Here is a 20,843-nt window from a genome sequence, read left to right on the forward strand (position 1 = left end):
TTTGGATTAAGATTATTTAGCTACAAAAAATGATGGTACATTGTATTGCTTGCTTACATCAGCCTGGAGAATTACACCGGCAACTTTCGGCTTGCCAACAATGTACTTATCAACGTATTTTTTAATATCCTCACGCGTTACTTTCTGGTAGTTCTCGTCCAAATCAGTTGCATAATTTAACGAAGTGCTGCACCACTGGTAACTTAACTGGCTGGCTAACGAAGACGGCTTTTCCTTACTGCGCAGACTATTTCTAAGCAAAATGGCCTTTGCATCTTTCAGCTGCTCATCTGTATAATAATCATCCTTATCCCACATAGCTATATGCTGCATCAATATATCATTGCATTCCTTGATTTTATCTGCGCCTGTAGGAACAATAAAGACTTCGATGGGGCCAGTATACCGGCACGTTGAGTAGCTGAAATCGACAGAAGAAGCCAGGCCTTTATCAACAAGGGCCTGATGCAGCTTAGACGAATTCAGTCCGATTATAGTTGAAAACACATCAGCGGCAATTGTAGCAGCAGAATCAGTAAGATATGCCGGTCCCTGCCAGTCGTAAGACATGTACGGCGTTTTGGCGATAGACGATTCTTTTACGAAAAACTCGTCCTTTGCTAAAGGTTTGAATTCCGGAATGGGATATTTAACATGCGGATCAAAGCCGCTGGATGCCCAGTCGCCGTATATGCTGCTTGCCAAAGCGAACGCTTCTTCGTGTTTAACATCGCCGCAGATTGTCAGGAGGCTATTATTTGGGAAATAATATTTATCCTTGATCACCATCATTTTTTGAGGTGTCGCCGTATTAATCACTTCATGGTCGCCAATCGGATTTTTTCTGGTAAAGTTATCTCCCCAAAGACGTTTTCCTGTTTCATAATAAAGCTGAAAACCAGGATCACTCTCAGCGCGCTGGAACTCGCCGTCGACTACCGGGCGTTCCTTTTTCATGTCTTCTTCACGGTAGATAGGGAACCGGATGGCCGAATTCATGAACTTAAGACCAGCTTTCAAGCTGTCCTTATCAAAAGTGAAAAAGTAGTTAACTCTTTCGACATTGGTCGTTCCATTCCAGATTGCGCCAAGCTCCTGCGTACGTTTCAGAAACTTCTCCTGATCCGGATAATCCTTATTCGCTTTAAAGAACATATGCTCAAATAAGTGAGAAAGGCCGCTGTACTCGGGTCCTTCCGTGTAGGCACCGTTCTTAACTGCAATCTCAATAGTCGCCAACGGAACTTTACTATTCTCAATGACGACGACTTCCAACCCGTTTGGAAGCTTTTTCCAAAAATAACCCTCAGGAAGCCGGGGTTGAGCCATTAAACAGGTTACGGATAACATTCCTGCACCTGCAAGTAAACATTTGATAAATTTTGAAGCCATACGTGAAAAATCTTTACTAAATATCAAGTAAAAACTTCAAAATCTATCACATACAAGACTAATTTTTAAAAATAATTTTACTTAAAATAAAAACAGAATCAGCTTAACTGCTTATTTTTTACCGCCAACGTTTACAATCAATCCAATGGTAAAAATAGAGTTGCCGGCCGTAAGATATTTCCTGTTCTTTAAGCCGAAATTACTGCTGGTGGTGTATTGTAACTGCACATTTTTACTAAGTGCCGTTCGGGTGAAGAAAACAGGCTCAATGAAGATATTATCCTCGGTTGGCTGATAGACATCATTCAGCTTGAAGTCTTTCATATTGATATAACTGAGCCGGAAAACCGTACCGTAATTCAGCTCAATATTTTTATTAAACAACTTTATTCCGTCCTTTTTCTTCGCCGAATAATTAACCTGGGCAAAGTATTTATTCAGCGTAAACTCTTGCCGTTCAGTTGTGGTATAAATATGATCACCGGTTTCTTCCCGGTAATTACGTTCGCTATTTCCTTTGCCTAAACCCGCGTAGATTTCAAAAATGCGTTCTTTATCGTCTCCAAAGTTATTGAAATAACCAGCGCCGGCCTCTATCAGATTGTGCCTGAAATCCTCGTCACTGTGTTTATTATTCATTATCGATCCGTTAAGCAAAACAGCAAAATGATCTGACGCGGCATAAGCGGAATTTAAACTTACATTTCCTTTTAGCGAAATATGTGCAGCTGCGCTCAGCTCGCCTTTCGAATCGAGCATTGGCGTGTTTGGAACGTTCGGCATGTAAATAGATGAGCAACTGCAAAAAAATACGGATAAACTAAGAGCGATCAGCCCGGCGGCTTTGGTCATAAAAATTACAAAGAGTTAAAATATTCAACGGTGTAACAGGCTAAACGACGCTTTGCTTAGATTATTTTTAAACAAATTAACAATCTGTTACTCGGGAAGCTTTACTTTGAAAAGCCGGAATGGGTACTCTACCCTATCCTCACCGTTATTGTAAGCCGGCGTCCGGTTAATTTGTGAGCAGGTTACATAGAGGTAATTATCCGGGCCGATGGCAAATGAGTCGGGCCAGGTAAGGCGTTTATCTTCTATCAGAACTTTTAGCGTTCCATTCCTTGTAACATAGCGTATCGCATTGTCGGGAGAATCGCTTAAGTAAATGTTTCCTTTTTCGTCTGCAATCATTCCGTGCGAAACACCAACATCATCAATATGTTCAACACGTTGTGTAAGCTGTGAACCACTCAGCGTTGAGTCTGCCAGGTAAGAAGCTGAAATCCTGTAAAGCTTTGTCTGGTTTATCGGCCGAAAAAAAAGATAATCATTGTAAAAAGCGAGACCGTTCACATTCGAGCTGAATGCCTTTCCTTCCTGGTTGATCACATCTTTTCCATCGATGTTCAGCACAAAAGTTGTATCCGCCTTCGTTGACGGTTCATTTTTTAATACCAACCGGCTTTTACCCGTTTTCAAATTTAATACAACAATGCAAGCTTGTTTAGGATCAGAAAGATAAGCCAGCTGCCGTTCATTATCTATTCGTACATCATTCAGAGCCGTTTGTTCCCGGCGGAGATCCTCAAACCGGTAAATACGTTCAACCCTGTTACTATCAATATCTATTTTAAGCAGCTTGACACCCTCGGGTATCGTTGGTCCACCGCTGGGATTAGCCGGATCAAGCACCCATAATTTATTTTCCTTATCGGTCCATAAAGCCTGAACATTGGTAAAATGTTCTGCTGTATTTAATGTATCGTATTTATTCCACACCGTATCCGGATAGGGAACACGCTTTCCATCCTTAATTTCTGCAAGTCCAAATTCGTATTGCTCACGTTTTGGAAATGTAACGAATATCCGGCCGGCCTTACTAACAGCAAGTCCGATGGGCTGGAACTTTCCGAATTGTGCTACTTCAACAAGGGCTGGCATTTGAGCTTTTAACTGTATGGCGGATAATAAGGTTATGCATACAAAAAGAGGATTTTTTTTCATGCGCATGCTGGTTTGAACATGGAACACAGAAAAAGCTGCTTGGTTTAGTATTTATCACATTTTCAAGCGGCTCGCTCACCGAAACAGCGGTTGATAAAAAATTATTTTTTTTCTTGCATAACTAGATTTGTTATGTACATTTGGCGCAAGCAATACAAATAATGATTACAACTAACGCATATTTTTACGGTTACTTTTACTTCTGGAGTAAGAGCCGGGACTGAATGCGTTTAACTTAACGATATAAAAACGAAAAGTCCCGGTCAAAAGCCGGGACTTTTTTTTGTGCTTTATTATGAGTAGAAAAATAGCAATACAAGGCATCAAGGCATCATTCCACGAAGAAGCTGCTTTCAAGTTTTTTGGTGAGGATATCGATACCATCGAATGCAACTCCTTTCGTGCCACTTGCGAAGCTTTAAAAAACAAAGAAGCGGACTATGTGGTGATGGCTATCGAGAACTCTATTGCCGGCAGCATCCTACCAAACTATACGCTATTACAAGATTACCATTTTAGCATTATCGGCGAAGTTTACCTCCCTATACAATTACATTTAATGGCCTTGCCGGGAGTGAAATTTGAAGATATTAAGTTCGTTGAATCACATCCTATTGCTATCCGTCAGTGTATCGACTTCTTTTATGAATATCCGCACATAAAAGTTGTTGAAAGTACAGATACCGCAGCATGTGCAAAGAAAATCCGTGACAACCAACTAACTGACACGGTTGCCATCGCCAATCAACTTGCGGCAAAACTATATGGCCTGGAAATCATTGAACGCCGGATAGAATCCAACAAGAAAAACTATACACGTTTCCTGATCCTTACCTATCCCGGAAAATCAATCGACGGCCTGGCGAATAAAGCATCCTTAAGTTTCCAGGTTGGTAATGAAGTTGGCTCACTGGCAAAAATCCTGAATATATTCGCCGATAAAAATATCAACCTCAGCAAGATTCAATCCATGCCTGTTTTAGGCAAAAGAAATGAGTACAACTTTTATGTCGATATCGAATGGAATAACTCGCCCGATTACGATTCAGCGATCAGGCAGGTTTTAAAATATGCCGTAAACTTCACCATCATGGGTGAATATCAAAAGAACGAAGAAGTTTAAAAGTAAAAAAATACACTAGTCACCGAATATTATTTTATAAAATACTTAATCTATAGAATTATTAAAAGCTTTAAATCAACAAACATGAAATTAAATCTTAACATCGAGCCATTATCAAACTGGCTGCAGCCAACAAATGAAAAAAAGCCGCTGGTAATTGCCGGGCCTTGCAGCGCCGAAACTGAAGAACAATTACTTGCTACAGCACATTTGCTTGCGAAAACCGGTAAAGTATCCGCTTTACGTGCCGGCATCTGGAAACCACGCACCCGTCCGGGAGAATTCGAAGGAATCGGAAGCATTGGTTTACAGTGGTTAAAACGCGCCAAAGAAGAAACAGGGTTAAAAACCGCTACCGAAGTTGCGACTGCCAAACACGTAGAAGAAGCTTTAGCCGCCGGAGTTGATGTACTTTGGGTTGGTGCCCGATCAACGGCCAATCCATTTACCGTTCAGGAAATTGCTGATGCTCTAAAAGGCGCTGACGTTCCGGTAATCGTTAAAAACCCGGTTAACCCGGACGTTTCATTATGGGTTGGAGCGCTTGAACGTATCAACAACGCGGGAATTACCAAGCTTGCTGCTATTCACCGCGGATTCAGTTCATTCGAGAAAACAGCTTTCCGGAACGAGCCTATGTGGGAACTTGCCATCCAACTGAAAACACTTTGCCCTGAATTGCCGATGATCAATGATCCGAGCCATATCTGCGGAAATCGCGAACTTATCTCGTACGTTTCGCAAAAAGCGCTTGATCTGGATATGCAAGGATTAATTATCGAATCACATATAGATCCTTCTGTTGCATGGACTGATGCAAAACAGCAAGTTACTCCGGCGGCGTTATCTGACCTGATTGACAACCTTACCCTGCGCCACCATGATCTGCAAACCCCTGAACTGGTTGACAAATTGACTGAGCTTCGCAAGCAAATCGACAAACTTGATGATCTGATCTTTCAAAAAATCTCTGATCGTATGAAAGTTGCCGAAAAAATTGGCGAGCACAAACGTGATAATGACGTAACGATCCTGCAGGTTAACCGTTGGGAAGAGATTCTTAAAAACCGCACAGCTTACGCCCGCGCTTTGAAACTTGACGACACATTCACAGAAAAACTTCTGGAGTTACTGCACAACGAATCTATCCGTCGTCAAACCGAAGTTATGAACACAAAAACAGCGACAGAAGCCTAATGAATTCTCAAGCAATCGCTTTAAGTAACCTGAATAACAGCTTTCACGGAACGATTCAATTAACCGGATCAAAAAGTGAAAGCAACAGGGCTTTGATTTTGCAGGCATTGAGTGACGGATTGATTGAAGTAAAAAATCTTTCATCCGCAGCCGACACAGTGACTCTAAACAATCTTTTAAAAGAATTGTCCGGGGTTAACAGTGCCGGCGAGAGTACCGAAATCAGCGTCGGCCCTGCTGGCACTGCAATGCGGTTTCTCACTGCATATGCCGCAGTTAAAGGAACGAAGGTTACCATCACGGGAAGTGAGCGGATGAAACAGCGCCCAATTGGAATTTTGGTTAATTCGTTGCTTGACCTGGGCGCCAAGATCTCATACAGTGAAACCGCCGGTTTTCCTCCCGTCAAGATTACGGGGAATTTCAATCAGAAAACGGCTAAGGTAAAAGTTAAAGGCTCCATCAGCTCACAATACATTACAGCTTTGCTTCTTGTGGCGCCAACGCTGTCGAAGGGCATTACGATCGAAATCGAAGGAGACCTGACATCAAAACCTTATGTAGAAATGACACTGGCGATGATGGGCCAATGCGGAATCAATCATACGTGGCACGACAACCAGGTAAAAATTGGTGCGCAAACTTTTAAGCCCTCAACTATTACGGTTGAACCTGACTGGAGCGCCGCATCATACTGGTACTCAGTTGCCGCGCTTTGTAACGACGCGACTATCAAACTGCCTTTTCTGAAAAAAGATAGCTTGCAGGGAGATAACCGTATTGCAGAAATCATGTCGCATCTTGGCGTGGAAACGACTTATGAGGAAGATGGCATTACGATCGTCAATACAGGAAAAAAACTTGATCAAACAGATTTTGATTTCAAGGAATGCCCGGATCTGGCGCAAACGGTTATTGCATGCTGCGCAGCTTTAGGGTATAATGCGACATTTACCGGCCTGGAGACGCTTAAGATCAAAGAGACCGATCGTGTAGCAGCCTTACAAAATGAGCTAGCAAAATTGAATGTAACGCTTACCGAAAATAACGGTTCATATTTTTTGGACAGCGAAGGCAAGCAAATTCCCGACGAAGTTAGCTTCAGCACTTATGAAGATCACCGGATGGCTATGGCGTTTGCTCCGCTGGCATTAGTAATTAATAAAGTTATTATTGAGGATCCAGAGGTGGTTGAAAAATCATATCCTCATTTTTGGGAAGACATGAAAAAAGCCGGGTTTGAAATAAAAACTTCAGAATTAGCCAAAAGCTAGCCACAAAATATGGCACTTAAAAAATCTTATTACTGATATCTCATTACTCAATACTACAATGGCAGGTAATTCATTCGGACAGCTTTTTCGCATCACTACATTTGGCGAATCGCACGGCGCAGCAATCGGTGTAGTAATAGACGGCTGTCCGCCAAATATTGAAATTGACCAGGATTTTATTCAGGGAGAACTGGACAAACGAAAACCGGGACAGTCGCGGATTACTACCCAAAGAAAAGAAAGCGATGAATTCCAGATCCTGTCGGGGATTTTCGAAAATAAAACGACAGGTACTCCTCTCGCAATCATTATTCCCAATTCAGACCAGCGTTCAAAAGATTACGATCATAACAAGGATATTTTCAGGCCGTCGCATGCCGATTTTACTTACGAGGCAAAGTACGGGATAAGAGATCACCGGGGAGGCGGCAGGTCGTCCGCCCGCGAAACTGCAGCACGCGTAGCAGCAGGTGCGATAGCAAAGTTATTTCTTCAAAAATCAGGGGTTGAGATATTTGCGCACGTTTCCGGCGTAGGAATAATTGAAGCGCCTGAACCATCCAGTGCCGATTTAAAGCAACTTGAAACAATTCGCGAATCAAACCTTGTTCGCTGCGCCGATGAAAATAAGGCTGCAGAAATGGTTGAATATATCGACGGTATACGCAAAGCCGGAGATACTGTTGGCGGACGGATTTCATGTGTCATTAAAAATTGTCCGGCAGGTTTAGGCGAACCGGTTTTTGATAAGCTTCACGCAGAATTGGGCAAAGCTATGCTAAGTATCAACGCCGTGCACGGATTTGAGTATGGCTCCGGCTTTAAAGGCTCGGAGATGCGGGGCTCACAACATAATGACATTCCTGTCGCCACAAATGATCCAACCAAAATGGAAACTGTAACTAATTTTTCAGGGGGCGTACAGGGAGGTATTTCAAACGGAATGGATATTACATTTAAAGTTGCATTTAAACCCGTTGCGACCATTATGCATAACCAGCCAACAATAGACAAAGAAGGCAATTCCGCTGAAATCAAGGGAAAAGGCAGACATGACCCTTGTGTAGTTCCAAGAGCAGTTGCCATAATTGAAGCAATGGCAGCCCTGGTAATTGCCGATCATCTATTAAGAAATCAATCTGTAAAACAAAATTTCTCCGTATAAACAGCTATGCAAGTTAGCTTGAAAACGCTCGAATGGGCGTTTTTTTTATTTCCCTTTTTGTTTGTTCAGACCGTTTTTTTTCATTGGTTTTCATTGCGATTTTTTATTTCCCTATAACCACCTCCAATGATTTAAGCAACCAATACGCCTCGATCTGTCACTTTATTTACCGCCGGTAATATCAAAATACTTATTAGTTTTAAGGGCCAAAAAATTTCGCGGGCGTCAATCATAAATGAAGGTTTTTAATTTTTTTGTTCTGCTACTTTTAAGCATCAATTCATTTGCTAATACCGATAGCCTGCTTAATGAACTAAATACCGCCTTAGCAAATAAAAAAACATACGAGGGCAAGAAAATCAATCGTATTGAAAGCCTTAAAACTTCATTAAACGGCGCTCCTTCAGCTAAAAGCAGGTATGATATCTGCCTTTCCATTTACAATGAATATAAAACGTTCCAGTTTGATTCGGCATTTGTTTATAGCAAACAACTTGAACTGGTCGCTTCTAAACTCGATGATCCTTCAAGGCTTGAATATGTAAAACTCAAACAGGGTTTTATACTGCTGTCTTCAGGTATGTTTAAGGAAGCATTTGATATCCTCTACAAAATCGATAAGGCAAAATTAAGCCGGAATGAACAAATAGAATATTACAGTACGCTGGCCAGGAGCTATTACGATCTCGCGGATTTTGACAAGAACATCTATTACAACTCGGAATATAATAAAAAAGGACTCGCTTATTCTGATTCGGCCATTCATTTGAGCAAAACAGGGTCTTATGATTTTTATTCGCAAAGCGGGTTGAAAAATCTTCGCACCGGCAATCTCCAGAACGCGCTGGTGGACTACAAGAATTTAATGGCCTATAAAAACCAGGACCCTCACCAGTTTGCGATTAATACAAGCTGTCTGAGTTTCATTTATTCGCATGCCGGCGAATCTGAAAAATCGCTTGATTATCTTATCATGGCCGCTATTTCAGACATCAAGTCGGCAACGAAGGAAACAGTTGCCATTTCGAACCTGGCTGATATTCTCTTTAAGAATGGCGATACAAAAAATTCGTACGTATATATCAAGCAAGCACTGGAAGATGCTGTCTTTTACGGCGCTCGTCACCGTGAAATTCAAATCAGCGCTATTCTGCCAATCATTGAGGGTGATAAACTAAATACCGTTGAGCGGCAAAAAACGCTGCTTCTCACCTATTCGGTTTTATTGACGATACTCGCAGTCATCATCGTGATATTCGTGATTATAACATTACGTCAGCTTAAAAAGATCAAGCTTGCAGATCAGATTATTTCGCTGGCGAATGAAAACTTGCAGGAAAGCAATAAGCTGCTCACGGATGCGAATAAAATCAAAAACGAGTATGTTATATACTATTTCAAAATCAGCTCGGAATACATTGATAAGATCGAGCGTTTTAAAACTTCGGTCGAACATAAACTTGCCCTGCGAAACGTCGATGAAATAAAAAGCAGTGTTGGTAAGATCAACATCCAAAAAGAACGCGAAGATCTCTTCCTGGGCTTCGATAAAGTTTTCCTAAAACTCTTTCCGAATTTCGTTAGCGATTTTAACGATCTGCTGAAAGCTGAAGAAAAATTTGTTCTGCCGGATGAGCACATGAATACTGAACTTCGGATTTACGCGCTCATACGGATCGGTATCACAGATAATGATCGTATTGCCAAGATCCTGAATTATTCCGTGAACACTATTTATGCTTATAAAACCCGGATTAAGAAAAAATCGAACTTTCCGGGTGATGAATTTGAGGATAAAATCATGCAGATTAACCCGGTTTAAGCAAATACCTTTTTAGTATAATCAATATTCGACCTTTACAACCATTTTTCAAAACATTAATAATCAGTGTTTTAACTATTTACAATCTGTAAATAATCGATATCGGGCATCTGCCCCGTTTTAAATCCCTTTCCCTCTTCTTTCCTTTGACGGGTAAAATCTGCAGAAGATTTATACACCCAATTAACCAATTTATTAAACTTAAATGAAGAAGATCTACGCTTTAAAGTACGGGATTTTATTGCTGTTTATTTGTTTCGCAGGGTTTGCCCAGGCACAAAACACAACGCTGACAGGAAAGATCCTTGACGAGAAACAGCAGCCGCTTCCCGGCGCTTCAGTATTAATTAAAAACACAACCCGAAGCACCTCCACCGATGTTGACGGTAACTTCCGGATAAACGGCTTCCCCACCGGCAAACAAACGGTAGTTATCACGTTTATCGGTTACCAAACTATCGAAAGAGAAATCGATGCATCACAAACCAGTTCCCTGAATGTTGAGATGAAGCCCTCTGCTCAAATTCTGGATGAAATTGCCGTTATCGGTTACGGTATCGTAAAAAAATCAGATGCCACCGGTGCTGTTGATGTGGTAAGTTCGAAAAACTTTAATAAGGGTGTGACTAATTCACCCCAGGAACTAATTGCAGGAAAAATTGCTGGTGTTTCCGTAACATCAATCAGTGGTGCACCGGGCAACACGTCGACTATTCGTATTCGCGGCGGCGCGTCGCTAAGCGCAAGTAATGATCCTTTAATTGTTATTGATGGTGTTCCGATCGAGAACGTACCGATCGGTGGATCGCCAAATATCTTATCAACGCTGAATCCTAACGATATTGAAAGCTTTACCGTGTTAAAAGACGCCTCGGCAACCGCCATATATGGATCACGGGCTTCAAACGGCGTTATCCAGATTACAACCAAGCGTGGCGGCAAAGATTTGAAGATCGGTTATAACCTGACCACTTCCCTGTCGACTACGCCAAACAAAATTGACGTTTACACCGGCGATGAGTTCAGAGAACTTGTGAATCGCGTTTATGCGGGCAATAATGCCGTTACTTCACTGTTGGGGACAGACAACACCGACTGGCAAAGTCAGATTTACAAGAACGCTTTTACCCAGGATCACAATCTTTCTTTCTCGGGTACAGCCTGGAAAAAACTTCCATACCGGATTTCAGGAGGTTACAACAACGCTGACGGTGTTTTGAAAACTTACAACTACGAGCGCACAACGCTGAATGTCGGCTTAAATCCCAGCTTTTTGAAAGATCACCTGAAGTTTAACGTTAATTTTAAGGGCTTAATCAATAACAACAACTTCGCTGATCAGGGCGCCGTTGCAAGTGCTGTATTTTATGATCCGACGAAACCGGTTTACAACGGCAACACCCGCTGGAGAGGTTATACAACCTGGACTGAAAATGGCGATATCAACGGCAATCCGATCACGCTGGCAACTCCTAATCCTGTAGCACAACTTGATCTGACCGATAATACATCGAGAGTTAAAAGAAGCATCGGAAATATTCAAACCGACTATAAATTCCATTTCCTTCCGGAACTACGGGCCAACCTGAATCTCGGTTACGACTATGCAAAATCTGAAGGACATAATAATGTTCAGGATAGCACGCAATGGGTTTATGTTCCTGTCGTCGCCGGCGGCCGGTTAAATAATTACAGTACGACAACCCGTAACCAGCTGGCCGACTTTTACCTGAATTACGCGAAGGACCTGAAAAGCATTAAAAGCCGCATAGACGTTACAGCAGGCTATTCGTGGTCGCATTTCTATCGTGAAGGTGTAAATAACACATCAGCGTTAGACGGATCTCAACCACAACCGACCGATGCCTACAAAACAGAATATTACCTGGCGGCATTTTTCGGCAGACTCAACTATTCCTACAACGACAAATATCTTTTAACCTTCACCTTGCGTGATGATGCGACCTCTCGTTTTTCACCCGATACACGCTGGGGCTTGTTCCCTGCCGGTGCTTTTGCATGGAGAATCAAGAACGAGGACTTCCTGAAAAACAGCAATACGATTTCAGATCTGAAATTAAGATTAGGCTACGGAGTAACGGGACAACAGGATCTGACATCATTAAACAATTATCCGTATCTCGCTAAGTACACCATCAGCGATGCAACATCGCGGTACAAATTTGGCGATACATATTATTACACGCTAAGGCCGGATGGATATGATGCCAATATTAAATGGGAATCGACAAACACCCTCAATGCTGGCATCGACTTTGGATTTGCAAATAACCGTATTACCGGTGCAATCGACTATTACTCGAAAAAAACAAGCGATTTGCTGAGCATCGTCGACTTACCGGCGGGAACGAATTTTTCCCCTACCGTACTTACAAACATTGGCAGTCTTGACAACCATGGTATTGAATTCAGCTTAAACTCAAACATCATCGCGACTGGCAATTTCAACTGGTCGGTTAACTACAACATCAGCTATAATAAAACCAAGATCACCAAGCTGAACCTGAACGATGATCCAAATTACGTGATTCCGTTGGGCGGAATTGCCGGAACGACGTCAGGAACAATCCAGGCACAGAAAGTGGGCTATCCGGCCAATTCGTTCTACGTTTACAAGCAGGTTTATGACCCTTCAGGAAATCCGATCGAAGATAAATATGTCGATCTGAACAATGACGGCGTGATCAATACCAGCGACTTGTACATCTACAAAAAACCGACTGCAGATGTGCTGATGGGCATTTCGACCAATCTAACCTACAAACATTGGGATTTCTCGGCTACAGGACGGGCAAGCCTCGGCAACTACGTGTACAACAACGTAGCAGCCAACAGTACCTATCGCGGTTTGTATTCGTCGCTGCGTTACCTAAGCAATCAAACAACGGCTGCTGACGAAACTCAGTTTACAACCGCTCTTACAACTAACCTGTCCGACTATTATATTCAGAATGCATCGTTCTTCAGGCTGGATAATATGGTACTCGGTTACCGTTTCGCGCCGATGTTCAGCAACAAGTTTAAGTTGCGTTTAAGCGCATCCGTTCAGAACGTGTTTGTTATCACCGATTACAAAGGACTTGATCCAGAGATCAGCGGCGGACTGGATAACAATTTCTATCCAAGATCCAGAACTTTTCAATTAGGTCTGAACGCTGAATTCTAATCCTTAAGAAAACGAAAAATGAAATCACACAAATTAATCATATCTGCACTGCTGGCTTCAGGAACGTTATTTTCGTCATGCCTGAAAGATCTGGACACAAAACCGATCGACCCGCGAATAATAACTTCTGCCGATGTATTCAATGATCCGGCTTCATACAAACAATCGCTCGCTAAATTATATGGCTCGCTAACCTTAACAGGACAAAAGGGACAATTTGGCCTTGCCGATATATCTGCTCCTGATGAAGGTACTACTTCTTTTTTGAGAACGTACTGGAGCGCACAGGAAATCACAACCGATGAATGCCTCAACGCCTGGGGCGATCCGGGGCTGGTAGAATATCACGGACATATCTGGTCCGACCAGAACTCGTACAACAAATTGTTGTATCAGCGTATCTACATCAACATTGCTTATTGCAATGAATTCATCCGCTCAGCCCAGGAAAATGTTGATAAAGTTGAAGCAGGCAGCCGGCCGGATATTGTAAAATACATTGCCGAAGCCCGTTTCCTGCGTGCACTGAATTACAGTTTTGCAATGGATCTTTGGGGTAATGTTCCCTTCGTAACGGAGGCCGACAAACCTGGTGCGTTTCTTCCCAAACAAATTACAAGGGCCGATCTGTTCGCATACATCGAATCGGAGTTAAAAGCAATCGATAATGACCTGGCTAAACCCGGCGCAAATGAATATGCCCGTGCTGATCAGGCGGCAGCGTGGACTTTACTTTCCCGTATCTATCTGAATGCGGAAGTTTACCTGGGTAAAGGCGCGAATAAATATTCCGACTGCGTAACTTATTGTAACAAGATCATCGGTTCCGGAGCTTATTCGCTTACGCCGGATTATAAAAATCTTTTCCTGGCGGATAACGACAAACTTCGCAACGAAGTAATATTCACAGTCGCTGAAGACGGAACTAATACGCAGAATTATGGCGGCGTGACTTACATCATCCACGCCGGTGTGGGAGGATCACAAAATGCCGGTCCGGACTACGGAATCGCGTCGGGCGGATGGAGCGGCAACCGGCTTACTTCAACGTTTGTAAAGAAATTCGCCGACCCATCGGGAGCTACCGATAAACGCGCCATCTTTTATACAAACGGACAATCCCTGGAGATAACTCATCCAACAGTTTTCACGGAAGGTTATCTGAGCGCGAAATACAAAAACATGACCTCGGCAGGCGCAGTTGGCTCGAACAGCACGTTCGTCGATACCGATTTCCCGATGTTTCGCCTGGCTGATGTATACCTGATGTATGCTGAAGCCGTATTGCGCGGCGGTACCGGAGGTGACCAGAACACGGCGCTAGGATACATCAACCAATTGCGCACACGCGCTTACGGCAATAGCAACGGCAACATTGCAAGTTCAGCGTTGACGTTAAACTTTATCCTGGATGAACGTGCACGCGAATTGTACTGGGAAGGCCTTCGGCGTACAGATTTGATCCGTTACGGTTTGTTTACCGGAGGAAGCTATTTGTGGGACTGGAAAGGAAACGTACAACAAGGAACTGCGACGGATGCAAAATACAACCTGTTCCCTATTCCGGCTTCAGACCTGTCATTAAACACAAATCTGACTCAAAATCCTGGCTATTAAACAAAGAACCTGCTCTGCTGTATCCCGGCAGAGCAGGTTTTTAATCATAGAAAAATGAAAAAGATCTTACTTTACACAACAGCAATATTCTTCCTGATTTTACATGCCTGTAAAAAAGATGAACAACGCGCTGTGATATCTGCCGATGTCATCGCACCGGTAATAACAAGTCCCGCTGACGGCTCTTCTATCGTCATTACGGCGCCCGACACTTCGAAAGCAGTCTCGGTAAAATGGAGTTCGGCTGATTACAATGTCAACACGATCATCGATTACGTGGTTCAAATTGATTCGGCAGGAAAGAATTTCTCAAAACCTGCAACCTTGGGCGGAAACAGCAGTGATTCCCTTTCTACAACGCTGGGCGCACTGAACAACACCTTATTGAACTCACTAAAATTCACGCCGAACAAGGCCGGTACTGTTGAACTCCGGGTTGGCGCAACCTTAAATAAAAAGGATTATGTGTATTCAAACGTGGTTAAAATCAGCGTAACGCCGTTCAAGTCAACAATCACTGCGCTTTGGGTTCCCGGACAATATCAGAACTGGTCTCCCGGAAATGCTCCAAAAATTTATTCAGTCGGCGACCAGCTTTACGAGGGCTATGTTTACATGAACGTCGGCGATTACTTCAAATTTACAAGCTCGGGAGATTGGGATCATACAAACTTTGGTGACGGCGGTGCCGGAAAATTGACTACAGACGGACTTGCAGGTGGCTTAAAAGTAAACGTACCCGGTTATTATAAATTTAATGTCGATACAAAAAATCTCACCTGGTCTTACGCACTCATCAACTCTTTTGGATTGATCGGCTCAGCAACGTCCGGCGGATGGGATAATTCTACGCCAATGACTTACGATCCTGTGAAAAACACCTGGACGACAACAGCAAATTTAGTTTCGGGTGCGTTAAAATTCCGTGCAAATAACGGCTGGGATATTAACTATGGTCCGGCGGATAGCAACGCGATGAATGGTTTCCTGATTCAAACAGATGGAGCAATCACAATCCCTTCAGACGGAAATTACACTGTTACGATCGACATGAGCCGTTCATCTGATCCATACAAATACAGTTACACTGTAAAAAAGAACTAAACATTTGTCAAACTGGGCGTGATCTGATTATTCATCGGAGTAATTGGTCACGCTCTGCCTGACATCACCCTTTAATTTCAACAGCTAGTTTACCAGCATGACAATCCCGTTGATTAAAAAGTCAATATCATCATCTGTTCTTCTGTTCGTATCGCTTTCCGTATTCTGCCAAAACACACCGGTAAAAAATCCCGGGAATGTTACGGCAGTACATATCGAACAACAAAAGGTCAGCATTACAACGCAAAACGCCCAGGCAGAAATCATTGTATACAGCCCGTCAATAGTCCGCGTGAGGGTCGATAAAAAGGCCCTTTTACCGGATTTTTCCTATGCAGTAATTAACAAGCCTGTAGTGGCTAAAACATCGATTACACAGGATGCTCAATCAATCACGATAACAACGGATTCTGTGAAGACTGTTGTTGGCAAGAATCCATTCGGCGTTTCGTTTTATACCAAAGACGGTGAGGCGATCAACGAAGAAGAAAAAGGGCTGCAGGTTTCCTGGGTAAATGAAGAAGTTACCACATACCGTAAAATGCAAAATTTCGAGCATTTTGTCGGACTCGGCGAAAAAACCGGGAACCTGGATCGTAACGGAAGCGGTTATACAAACTGGAACTCCGACGTTTTCGGCTACCGGACAGATCAGGATCCTTTGTACTCTACAATCCCGTTCTACATCGGCTTACACGACGGCCTGAACTATGGGATCTTCATGGACAACACCTGGCAGAGTGATTTCAACTTTGGCGCGAGTAATAACCGGTTTTCTTCATTTGGCGCGCGTGGCGGAGAGCTGAACTACTATTTTATTTACGGCAAGCGGGTAAAAAACATTATTGAATCGTACACCTGGCTAACGGGCCGGATGCAAATGCCGCCGTTGTGGAGTTTGGGATACCAGCAAAATAGGTATAGTTATTATCCCGAAACTGAAGTTTATCGAATCGCCCAAACACTGAGGGAAAAGAAAATTCCCGCCGATGGGATCACGCTCGACATCCATTACATGGACCGTTACCTGCTTTTCACATGGGATAAAGCCCGTTTCCCGGATCCAAAACGGATGACGTCTAAACTAAAAGACATGGGTTTTCGAACGACTGTCATCGTCGATCCGGGGATAAAAGTCGAACCGGGAGCTGCTGCCTGGGAACGGGGATTAAAGGACAGCATTTTTATCAAGTATCCGGATGGAACGAATTACACAGGCCAGGTTTGGCCGGGCTGGTGCAATTTCCCGGATTTCACGAGCGCCAAAGGCAGGAACTGGTGGAAAAACGAGGTTAAATTTTTTGCAGACAATGGCGTAAGCGGTATTTGGAATGATATGAATGAGATCGCAACCTGGGGCCAGAAAATGCCGTCGAACGTGATTTTTGATTATGACGGCAAAAAAGCTGCTCACCCGGAAGCCCATAACGTTTACGGGCTTGAGATGATACGTTCAAGCTATGAAGGGGCACTGCAGCAATATAAAGAACGCCCTTTTATTTTAACCCGGTCCGGTTATGCAGGTTTACAGCGATACTCCGCAATCTGGACTGGCGACAACCGTTCGGAAGAAGATCACATGCTGCTTGGAGTTCGTTTAATTAACAGCCTTGGCTTAAGCGGCGTGCCGTTCACAGGAATGGATATCGGCGGCTTCTCAGGCAATCCATCTGTGGCGCTTTACACTCGCTGGATTCAGCTTGGAGCATTTATTCCGTATTTCAGAAACCATACACAGGTAAATACCAAATCTTCTGAACCCTGGTCATTTGGCGAAGAAGTTCTTGAAATTTCAAGGAATTATATCAATTTAAGATACAAGCTGTTACCATACCTGTATTCAACATTTAACGAAGCATCGGAAAATGGTATGCCGGTAAACCGTTCGCTTGTGTTCGACTTTTCCGATGATCCAAAAATCTTCGACTGGCAGTTCCAGAATCAGTTCTTATTTGGCCAGGCTTTTTTAATTGCGCCATTTGAAAGCTCCAAAGATTTCGGCAAAATCTATTTCCCTGCAGGTAACTGGTACAATCTTTACACCGGTAATCTTGAAAAAGGGAAACAGGAAAAAATCATTGAATTAAGTAACCAGACGCTTCCCGTTTATGTTCGCGAGAGCAGCATTATACCGATGCAGTCACTTATTCAAACCACGGACGAAAAGCCTTCTGACACGCTGACCATTCATATTTACAATGGCGAACGCAACAACTCATTCAAGTATTATGAAGATGACGGCAAAAGCTTTCAGTACCGAAACGGCGACTTTTACAGCCGTTTGATCAGCTATTCCCCTTCGCAAAAAATGATAACATTTGATAAAGTGCAGGGAAGCTATAAATCTAATTTTACAAAAATACATATCATCTTACACGGATTTTCCGGGGCAAATCTTAAGGTGAACGGTAAAGCTGCCAGCCTGAAAGAAGAAAGCTATTCCATGCTGAAAGCGATATCAAGTTTCGATCCGCAAGGTGCACAATACACAGGGCCGGTCGAAGGGGTAATAGCGTTTTACACAGAAAATTTACCGGATAAATTTTCAATCAACTACTAATATGAAATTACATCGATTACTGAAACTGTCTGTTCTAAACATCATCATTATTTTGATTGGTTCGGCTTTATTAAGTTGCAAAAAGTCGGACGGCACGAAGCCTACGCCTCCAGCGCCACCCGTCACACCAAGCGACCCACCAGCTTATGCAAAGCCATTTTCGGCTGTGCCCGACACGAAAGATATCGTCATGTACGAGGTAAATCTGCGTGCGTTCAGTAAAGACGGAAACTTCCAGGGTGTACGCGCACGCCTCGACTCAATAAAAAGTCTTGGGATCAATGTAATCTGGCTCATGCCGACCTACCCGGTTGGACAGGTAAAATCAGCCGGCGGCCTGGGCTCGCCGTATTCTATAAAAGATTACAAAGATGTAAATACTGAATTTGGAACATTGGACGATTTACGAACACTGATCAAAGAAGCGCACGATCGGAACATGGCCGTGATTTTCGATTGGGTTGCGGATCATACATCGTGGGATAATTCGTGGATCAGCAATAAATCATGGTATAAACAAGATGCGGCGGGCAATATTATCAGCCCGCCGGGAACTAACTGGGCCGATGTTGCCGCGTTGAATTACAATAACCAGGAAATGCGCAAAGCAATGATTAGTGCTATGAAATACTGGATATTACAGGCGAACATTGATGGATATCGCTGCGATGCAGCAGATTTTCTGCCTTTTGATTTTTGGGAGCAGGCGACTGACACCCTTAAAAAGTTCACTGACCGGAAATTGATCTTATTAGCTGAAGGAACGCGAACCAACCATTTTGACGCTGGTTTCCAGATGACCTATGCCATGGAATTTTACACCAGGCTGAAAAGCGTTTTCGGCAATCCTGCGACGGCATCTGATTTATTTACGACAAATTCAACCGAGCAAACCAATCTGAACAACTCAAGGATGAAACTTCGTTATACTACGAATCACGACGTTACATCTTCAGAAGGGACGCCTGTTGATCTGTTTGGTGGTAAAGACGGTTCGCTGGCTGCATTGGCCCTTTCAATATATACGGGGGGCGTTCCGCTGATCTACAATGGACAAGAAGTTGGATGCCCCAAAAAGCTATCTTTCTTTGATAAGGATCCGATAGACTGGACGATCAACCCGGATATGACGGCGGCATATAAAAAACTGATCGCGTTCCGAAAATCCAGCGAAGCTGTAAAAACCGGCATGCTTACCTCCTATCCATCGGCCAATGTAGTTGCGTTTACAAAGACCAGCGGATCTGAAACTGTTATGGTGATTGTCAATGTTTCGGGGTCTCAATTAATTTATCCTACGCCGCAGCAACTTCAAAATACAAGCTGGAAGGACGCTTTTAGCAATACAGATTTTAATGCAGGAACCGGAATTTCTCTGAAACCATACCAATATCTGGTATTAAAAAAATAAATTTTAATTGGTTGTACTTGTGTGCGATGTTCAGGAATGGGCATCGCTTTTTTTATTTTTCGATTATTGGTGTCCCACCTCAGATGTGCGGAAGATTATTCCATGACTCACTATCTACTCCGCTGATCAGGGTTTGCAATCCTGATCCTGATGACTAAAGATTTTCAATCGTTAAAACGGCTCGCAATGGAAATTAAACCAATCTGTAAAATTTAACCTTGTCGTTTATTCGTTGTTGGTGAGACACCGGCAATGGGTGAAGAAGCCTTATTTTTGGAAACTTAAGTTAAAACCTCAATAATTTCAGTTTTCTAATCTGCCAAGAATTTTCCTTCCCCTGCTTTGCATCGCAGCACTACCGTCACGAAGCAGAAATTCCGTTTGCGCTTTCAATTCGTCTTTGATCCAATCAAATTTATCACTTAGATCAAACAGAATATCCAGGCAATTTACTTTGACAGCCACCGGCGTTTTACTGTCAATCAGCCATGAAAATGTCGTTTCCACAATAGATTCAAGATCAATATCGCGTAAAGCATTCTGATAAATTTCCGGAGCTTTTTTGGACGTGAAGTGCATCATGATCTTTGTGAAATGGCGCTGGCAGCTGTGATTTTTCTGATTAGAATAAATTTTGTTAAAAGATTCAAAATGAGGCAGAAAACGTGCCGGAAAATACACTTCAATATATTCAAGTATCCAGGCCGCACGAAACGCAATCGCGTCATCTTTATGAAACGTTAAGTCGATCAATTCGCTGATTGAATAATTCTCCTTTACAGCGATAGCGGAGATTTTCCCTGCTTTTGTTTTGGTTAGCGTGAATGAAATTTCTTTCAGAAGATCCATTAATCAGGAATGTTTGTCTAACGATATTGTAAAAATAATCACAGCGAAGTAATTAAGCTTACAAAGAGATAAACAAATCCGTTAGGAACTTTTATAAAACCCTGATATTTCGTACTTTTGCACCTCAATTTTTAA

The 20,843-nt window shown here is 42.8% G+C and carries 14 protein-coding genes; 10 read left to right on the plus strand and 4 right to left on the minus strand.

The window, feature by feature from the left end:
• Window positions 1-12: 12 nt before the first annotated feature.
• The 3 genes from GS399_RS14015 to GS399_RS14025 all read right to left on the minus strand — a co-directional run bounded on the left by GS399_RS14015 (window position 13) and on the right by GS399_RS14025 (window position 3,399).
• Window positions 13-1,329 (minus strand): M16 family metallopeptidase, encoded by a 1,317-nt coding sequence (locus tag GS399_RS14015; protein WP_237487951.1) that lies wholly within the window; start codon window positions 1,327-1,329, stop codon window positions 13-15.
• Between the two features lie 174 nt (window positions 1,330-1,503).
• Window positions 1,504-2,175 carry a hypothetical protein gene (locus GS399_RS14020; protein ID WP_237487952.1) on the minus strand — a complete coding sequence of 224 codons (672 nt, stop codon included), beginning with the start codon at window positions 2,173-2,175 and terminating at the stop codon, window positions 1,504-1,506.
• Between the two features lie 156 nt (window positions 2,176-2,331).
• Complete coding sequence (locus GS399_RS14025) at window positions 2,332-3,399, minus strand: SMP-30/gluconolactonase/LRE family protein (RefSeq protein WP_237487953.1); 1,068 nt, start codon at window positions 3,397-3,399, stop codon at window positions 2,332-2,334.
• 295 nt (window positions 3,400-3,694) lie between these two features.
• On the opposite strand from GS399_RS14025, the gene GS399_RS14030 reads away from it, so the two are divergent.
• The 10 genes from GS399_RS14030 (at window position 3,695) to GS399_RS14075 (ending at window position 19,859) form a co-directional block, all read left to right on the plus strand.
• Window positions 3,695-4,522 carry a prephenate dehydratase gene (locus tag GS399_RS14030; protein ID WP_160845272.1) on the plus strand — a complete coding sequence of 276 codons (828 nt, stop codon included), beginning with the start codon at window positions 3,695-3,697 and terminating at the stop codon, window positions 4,520-4,522.
• An 84-nt stretch (window positions 4,523-4,606) separates the two neighbouring features.
• A complete protein-coding gene (locus tag GS399_RS14035; RefSeq protein WP_160845273.1) occupies window positions 4,607-5,719 on the plus strand; it encodes a chorismate mutase in 1,113 nt (370 codons plus the stop codon).
• Complete coding sequence (gene aroA, locus GS399_RS14040) at window positions 5,719-6,993, plus strand: 3-phosphoshikimate 1-carboxyvinyltransferase (protein WP_160845274.1); 1,275 nt, start codon at window positions 5,719-5,721, stop codon at window positions 6,991-6,993. Before GS399_RS14035 ends, aroA begins: the two co-directional genes overlap by 1 nt.
• A gap of 58 nt (window positions 6,994-7,051) precedes the next feature.
• A complete protein-coding gene (aroC, locus tag GS399_RS14045; RefSeq protein WP_160845275.1) occupies window positions 7,052-8,158 on the plus strand; it encodes a chorismate synthase in 1,107 nt (368 codons plus the stop codon).
• Window positions 8,159-8,393: 235 nt separating this feature from the next.
• The gene (gene susR / locus GS399_RS14050; protein ID WP_160845276.1) at window positions 8,394-9,980 is read left to right on the plus strand and encodes a SusR family glycan utilization regulator; all 1,587 of its coding nucleotides are present in this window, start codon (window positions 8,394-8,396) and stop codon (window positions 9,978-9,980) included.
• Between the two features lie 205 nt (window positions 9,981-10,185).
• The gene (locus tag GS399_RS14055) at window positions 10,186-13,167 is read left to right on the plus strand and encodes a SusC/RagA family TonB-linked outer membrane protein (protein WP_160845277.1); all 2,982 of its coding nucleotides are present in this window, start codon (window positions 10,186-10,188) and stop codon (window positions 13,165-13,167) included.
• 18 nt (window positions 13,168-13,185) lie between these two features.
• Window positions 13,186-14,784, plus strand: a complete 1,599-nt coding sequence (locus tag GS399_RS14060) for a RagB/SusD family nutrient uptake outer membrane protein (RefSeq protein ID WP_160845278.1) — start codon at window positions 13,186-13,188, stop codon at window positions 14,782-14,784.
• A 54-nt stretch (window positions 14,785-14,838) separates the two neighbouring features.
• Window positions 14,839-15,888, plus strand: a complete 1,050-nt coding sequence (locus GS399_RS14065) for a SusE domain-containing protein (protein ID WP_160845279.1) — start codon at window positions 14,839-14,841, stop codon at window positions 15,886-15,888.
• Between the two features lie 97 nt (window positions 15,889-15,985).
• Window positions 15,986-18,448 (plus strand): glycoside hydrolase family 31 protein, encoded by a 2,463-nt coding sequence (locus GS399_RS14070; protein ID WP_160845280.1) that lies wholly within the window; start codon window positions 15,986-15,988, stop codon window positions 18,446-18,448.
• 1 nt (window position 18,449) lies between these two features.
• Complete coding sequence (locus GS399_RS14075) at window positions 18,450-19,859, plus strand: alpha-amylase family glycosyl hydrolase (protein ID WP_160845281.1); 1,410 nt, start codon at window positions 18,450-18,452, stop codon at window positions 19,857-19,859.
• Window positions 19,860-20,162: 303 nt separating this feature from the next.
• On the opposite strand, the gene GS399_RS14080 is transcribed toward GS399_RS14075, so the two are convergent.
• On the minus strand, window positions 20,163-20,708 hold the full coding sequence (locus tag GS399_RS14080; protein WP_160845282.1) for a HEAT-like fold family protein: 546 nt from the start codon (window positions 20,706-20,708) through the stop codon (window positions 20,163-20,165).
• Between the last annotated feature and the right edge of the window lie 135 nt (window positions 20,709-20,843).

It is taken from the genome of Hufsiella arboris (assembly GCF_009834875.1).
In the GTDB taxonomy this organism is placed as follows: Bacteria; Bacteroidota; Bacteroidia; order Sphingobacteriales; family Sphingobacteriaceae; genus Hufsiella_A; species Hufsiella_A arboris.

Excerpts from the sequence above, each read along its gene's own strand:
- GS399_RS14015 (WP_237487951.1), bottom strand. The coding sequence starts at position 1,329 with ATGGCTCAACCCCGGCTTCCTGAGGGTTATTTTTGGAAAAAGCTTCCA.
- GS399_RS14080 (WP_160845282.1), bottom strand. The coding sequence starts at position 20,708 with ATGGATCTTCTGAAAGAAATTTCATTCACGCTAACCAAAACAAAAGCA.
- GS399_RS14055 (WP_160845277.1), top strand. The coding sequence starts at position 10,186 with ATGAAGAAGATCTACGCTTTAAAGTACGGGATTTTATTGCTGTTTATT.
- GS399_RS14020 (WP_237487952.1), bottom strand. The coding sequence starts at position 2,175 with ATGCCGAACGTTCCAAACACGCCAATGCTCGATTCGAAAGGCGAGCTG.
- aroA (WP_160845274.1), top strand. The coding sequence starts at position 5,719 with ATGAATTCTCAAGCAATCGCTTTAAGTAACCTGAATAACAGCTTTCAC.
- GS399_RS14025 (WP_237487953.1), bottom strand. The coding sequence starts at position 3,399 with ATGAAAAAAAATCCTCTTTTTGTATGCATAACCTTATTATCCGCCATA.
- GS399_RS14060 (WP_160845278.1), top strand. The coding sequence starts at position 13,186 with ATGAAATCACACAAATTAATCATATCTGCACTGCTGGCTTCAGGAACG.
- GS399_RS14035 (WP_160845273.1), top strand. The coding sequence starts at position 4,607 with ATGAAATTAAATCTTAACATCGAGCCATTATCAAACTGGCTGCAGCCA.
- GS399_RS14075 (WP_160845281.1), top strand. The coding sequence starts at position 18,450 with ATGAAATTACATCGATTACTGAAACTGTCTGTTCTAAACATCATCATT.
- susR (WP_160845276.1), top strand. The coding sequence starts at position 8,394 with ATGAAGGTTTTTAATTTTTTTGTTCTGCTACTTTTAAGCATCAATTCA.
- GS399_RS14070 (WP_160845280.1), top strand. The coding sequence starts at position 15,986 with ATGACAATCCCGTTGATTAAAAAGTCAATATCATCATCTGTTCTTCTG.
- aroC (WP_160845275.1), top strand. The coding sequence starts at position 7,052 with ATGGCAGGTAATTCATTCGGACAGCTTTTTCGCATCACTACATTTGGC.
- GS399_RS14065 (WP_160845279.1), top strand. The coding sequence starts at position 14,839 with ATGAAAAAGATCTTACTTTACACAACAGCAATATTCTTCCTGATTTTA.
- GS399_RS14030 (WP_160845272.1), top strand. The coding sequence starts at position 3,695 with ATGAGTAGAAAAATAGCAATACAAGGCATCAAGGCATCATTCCACGAA.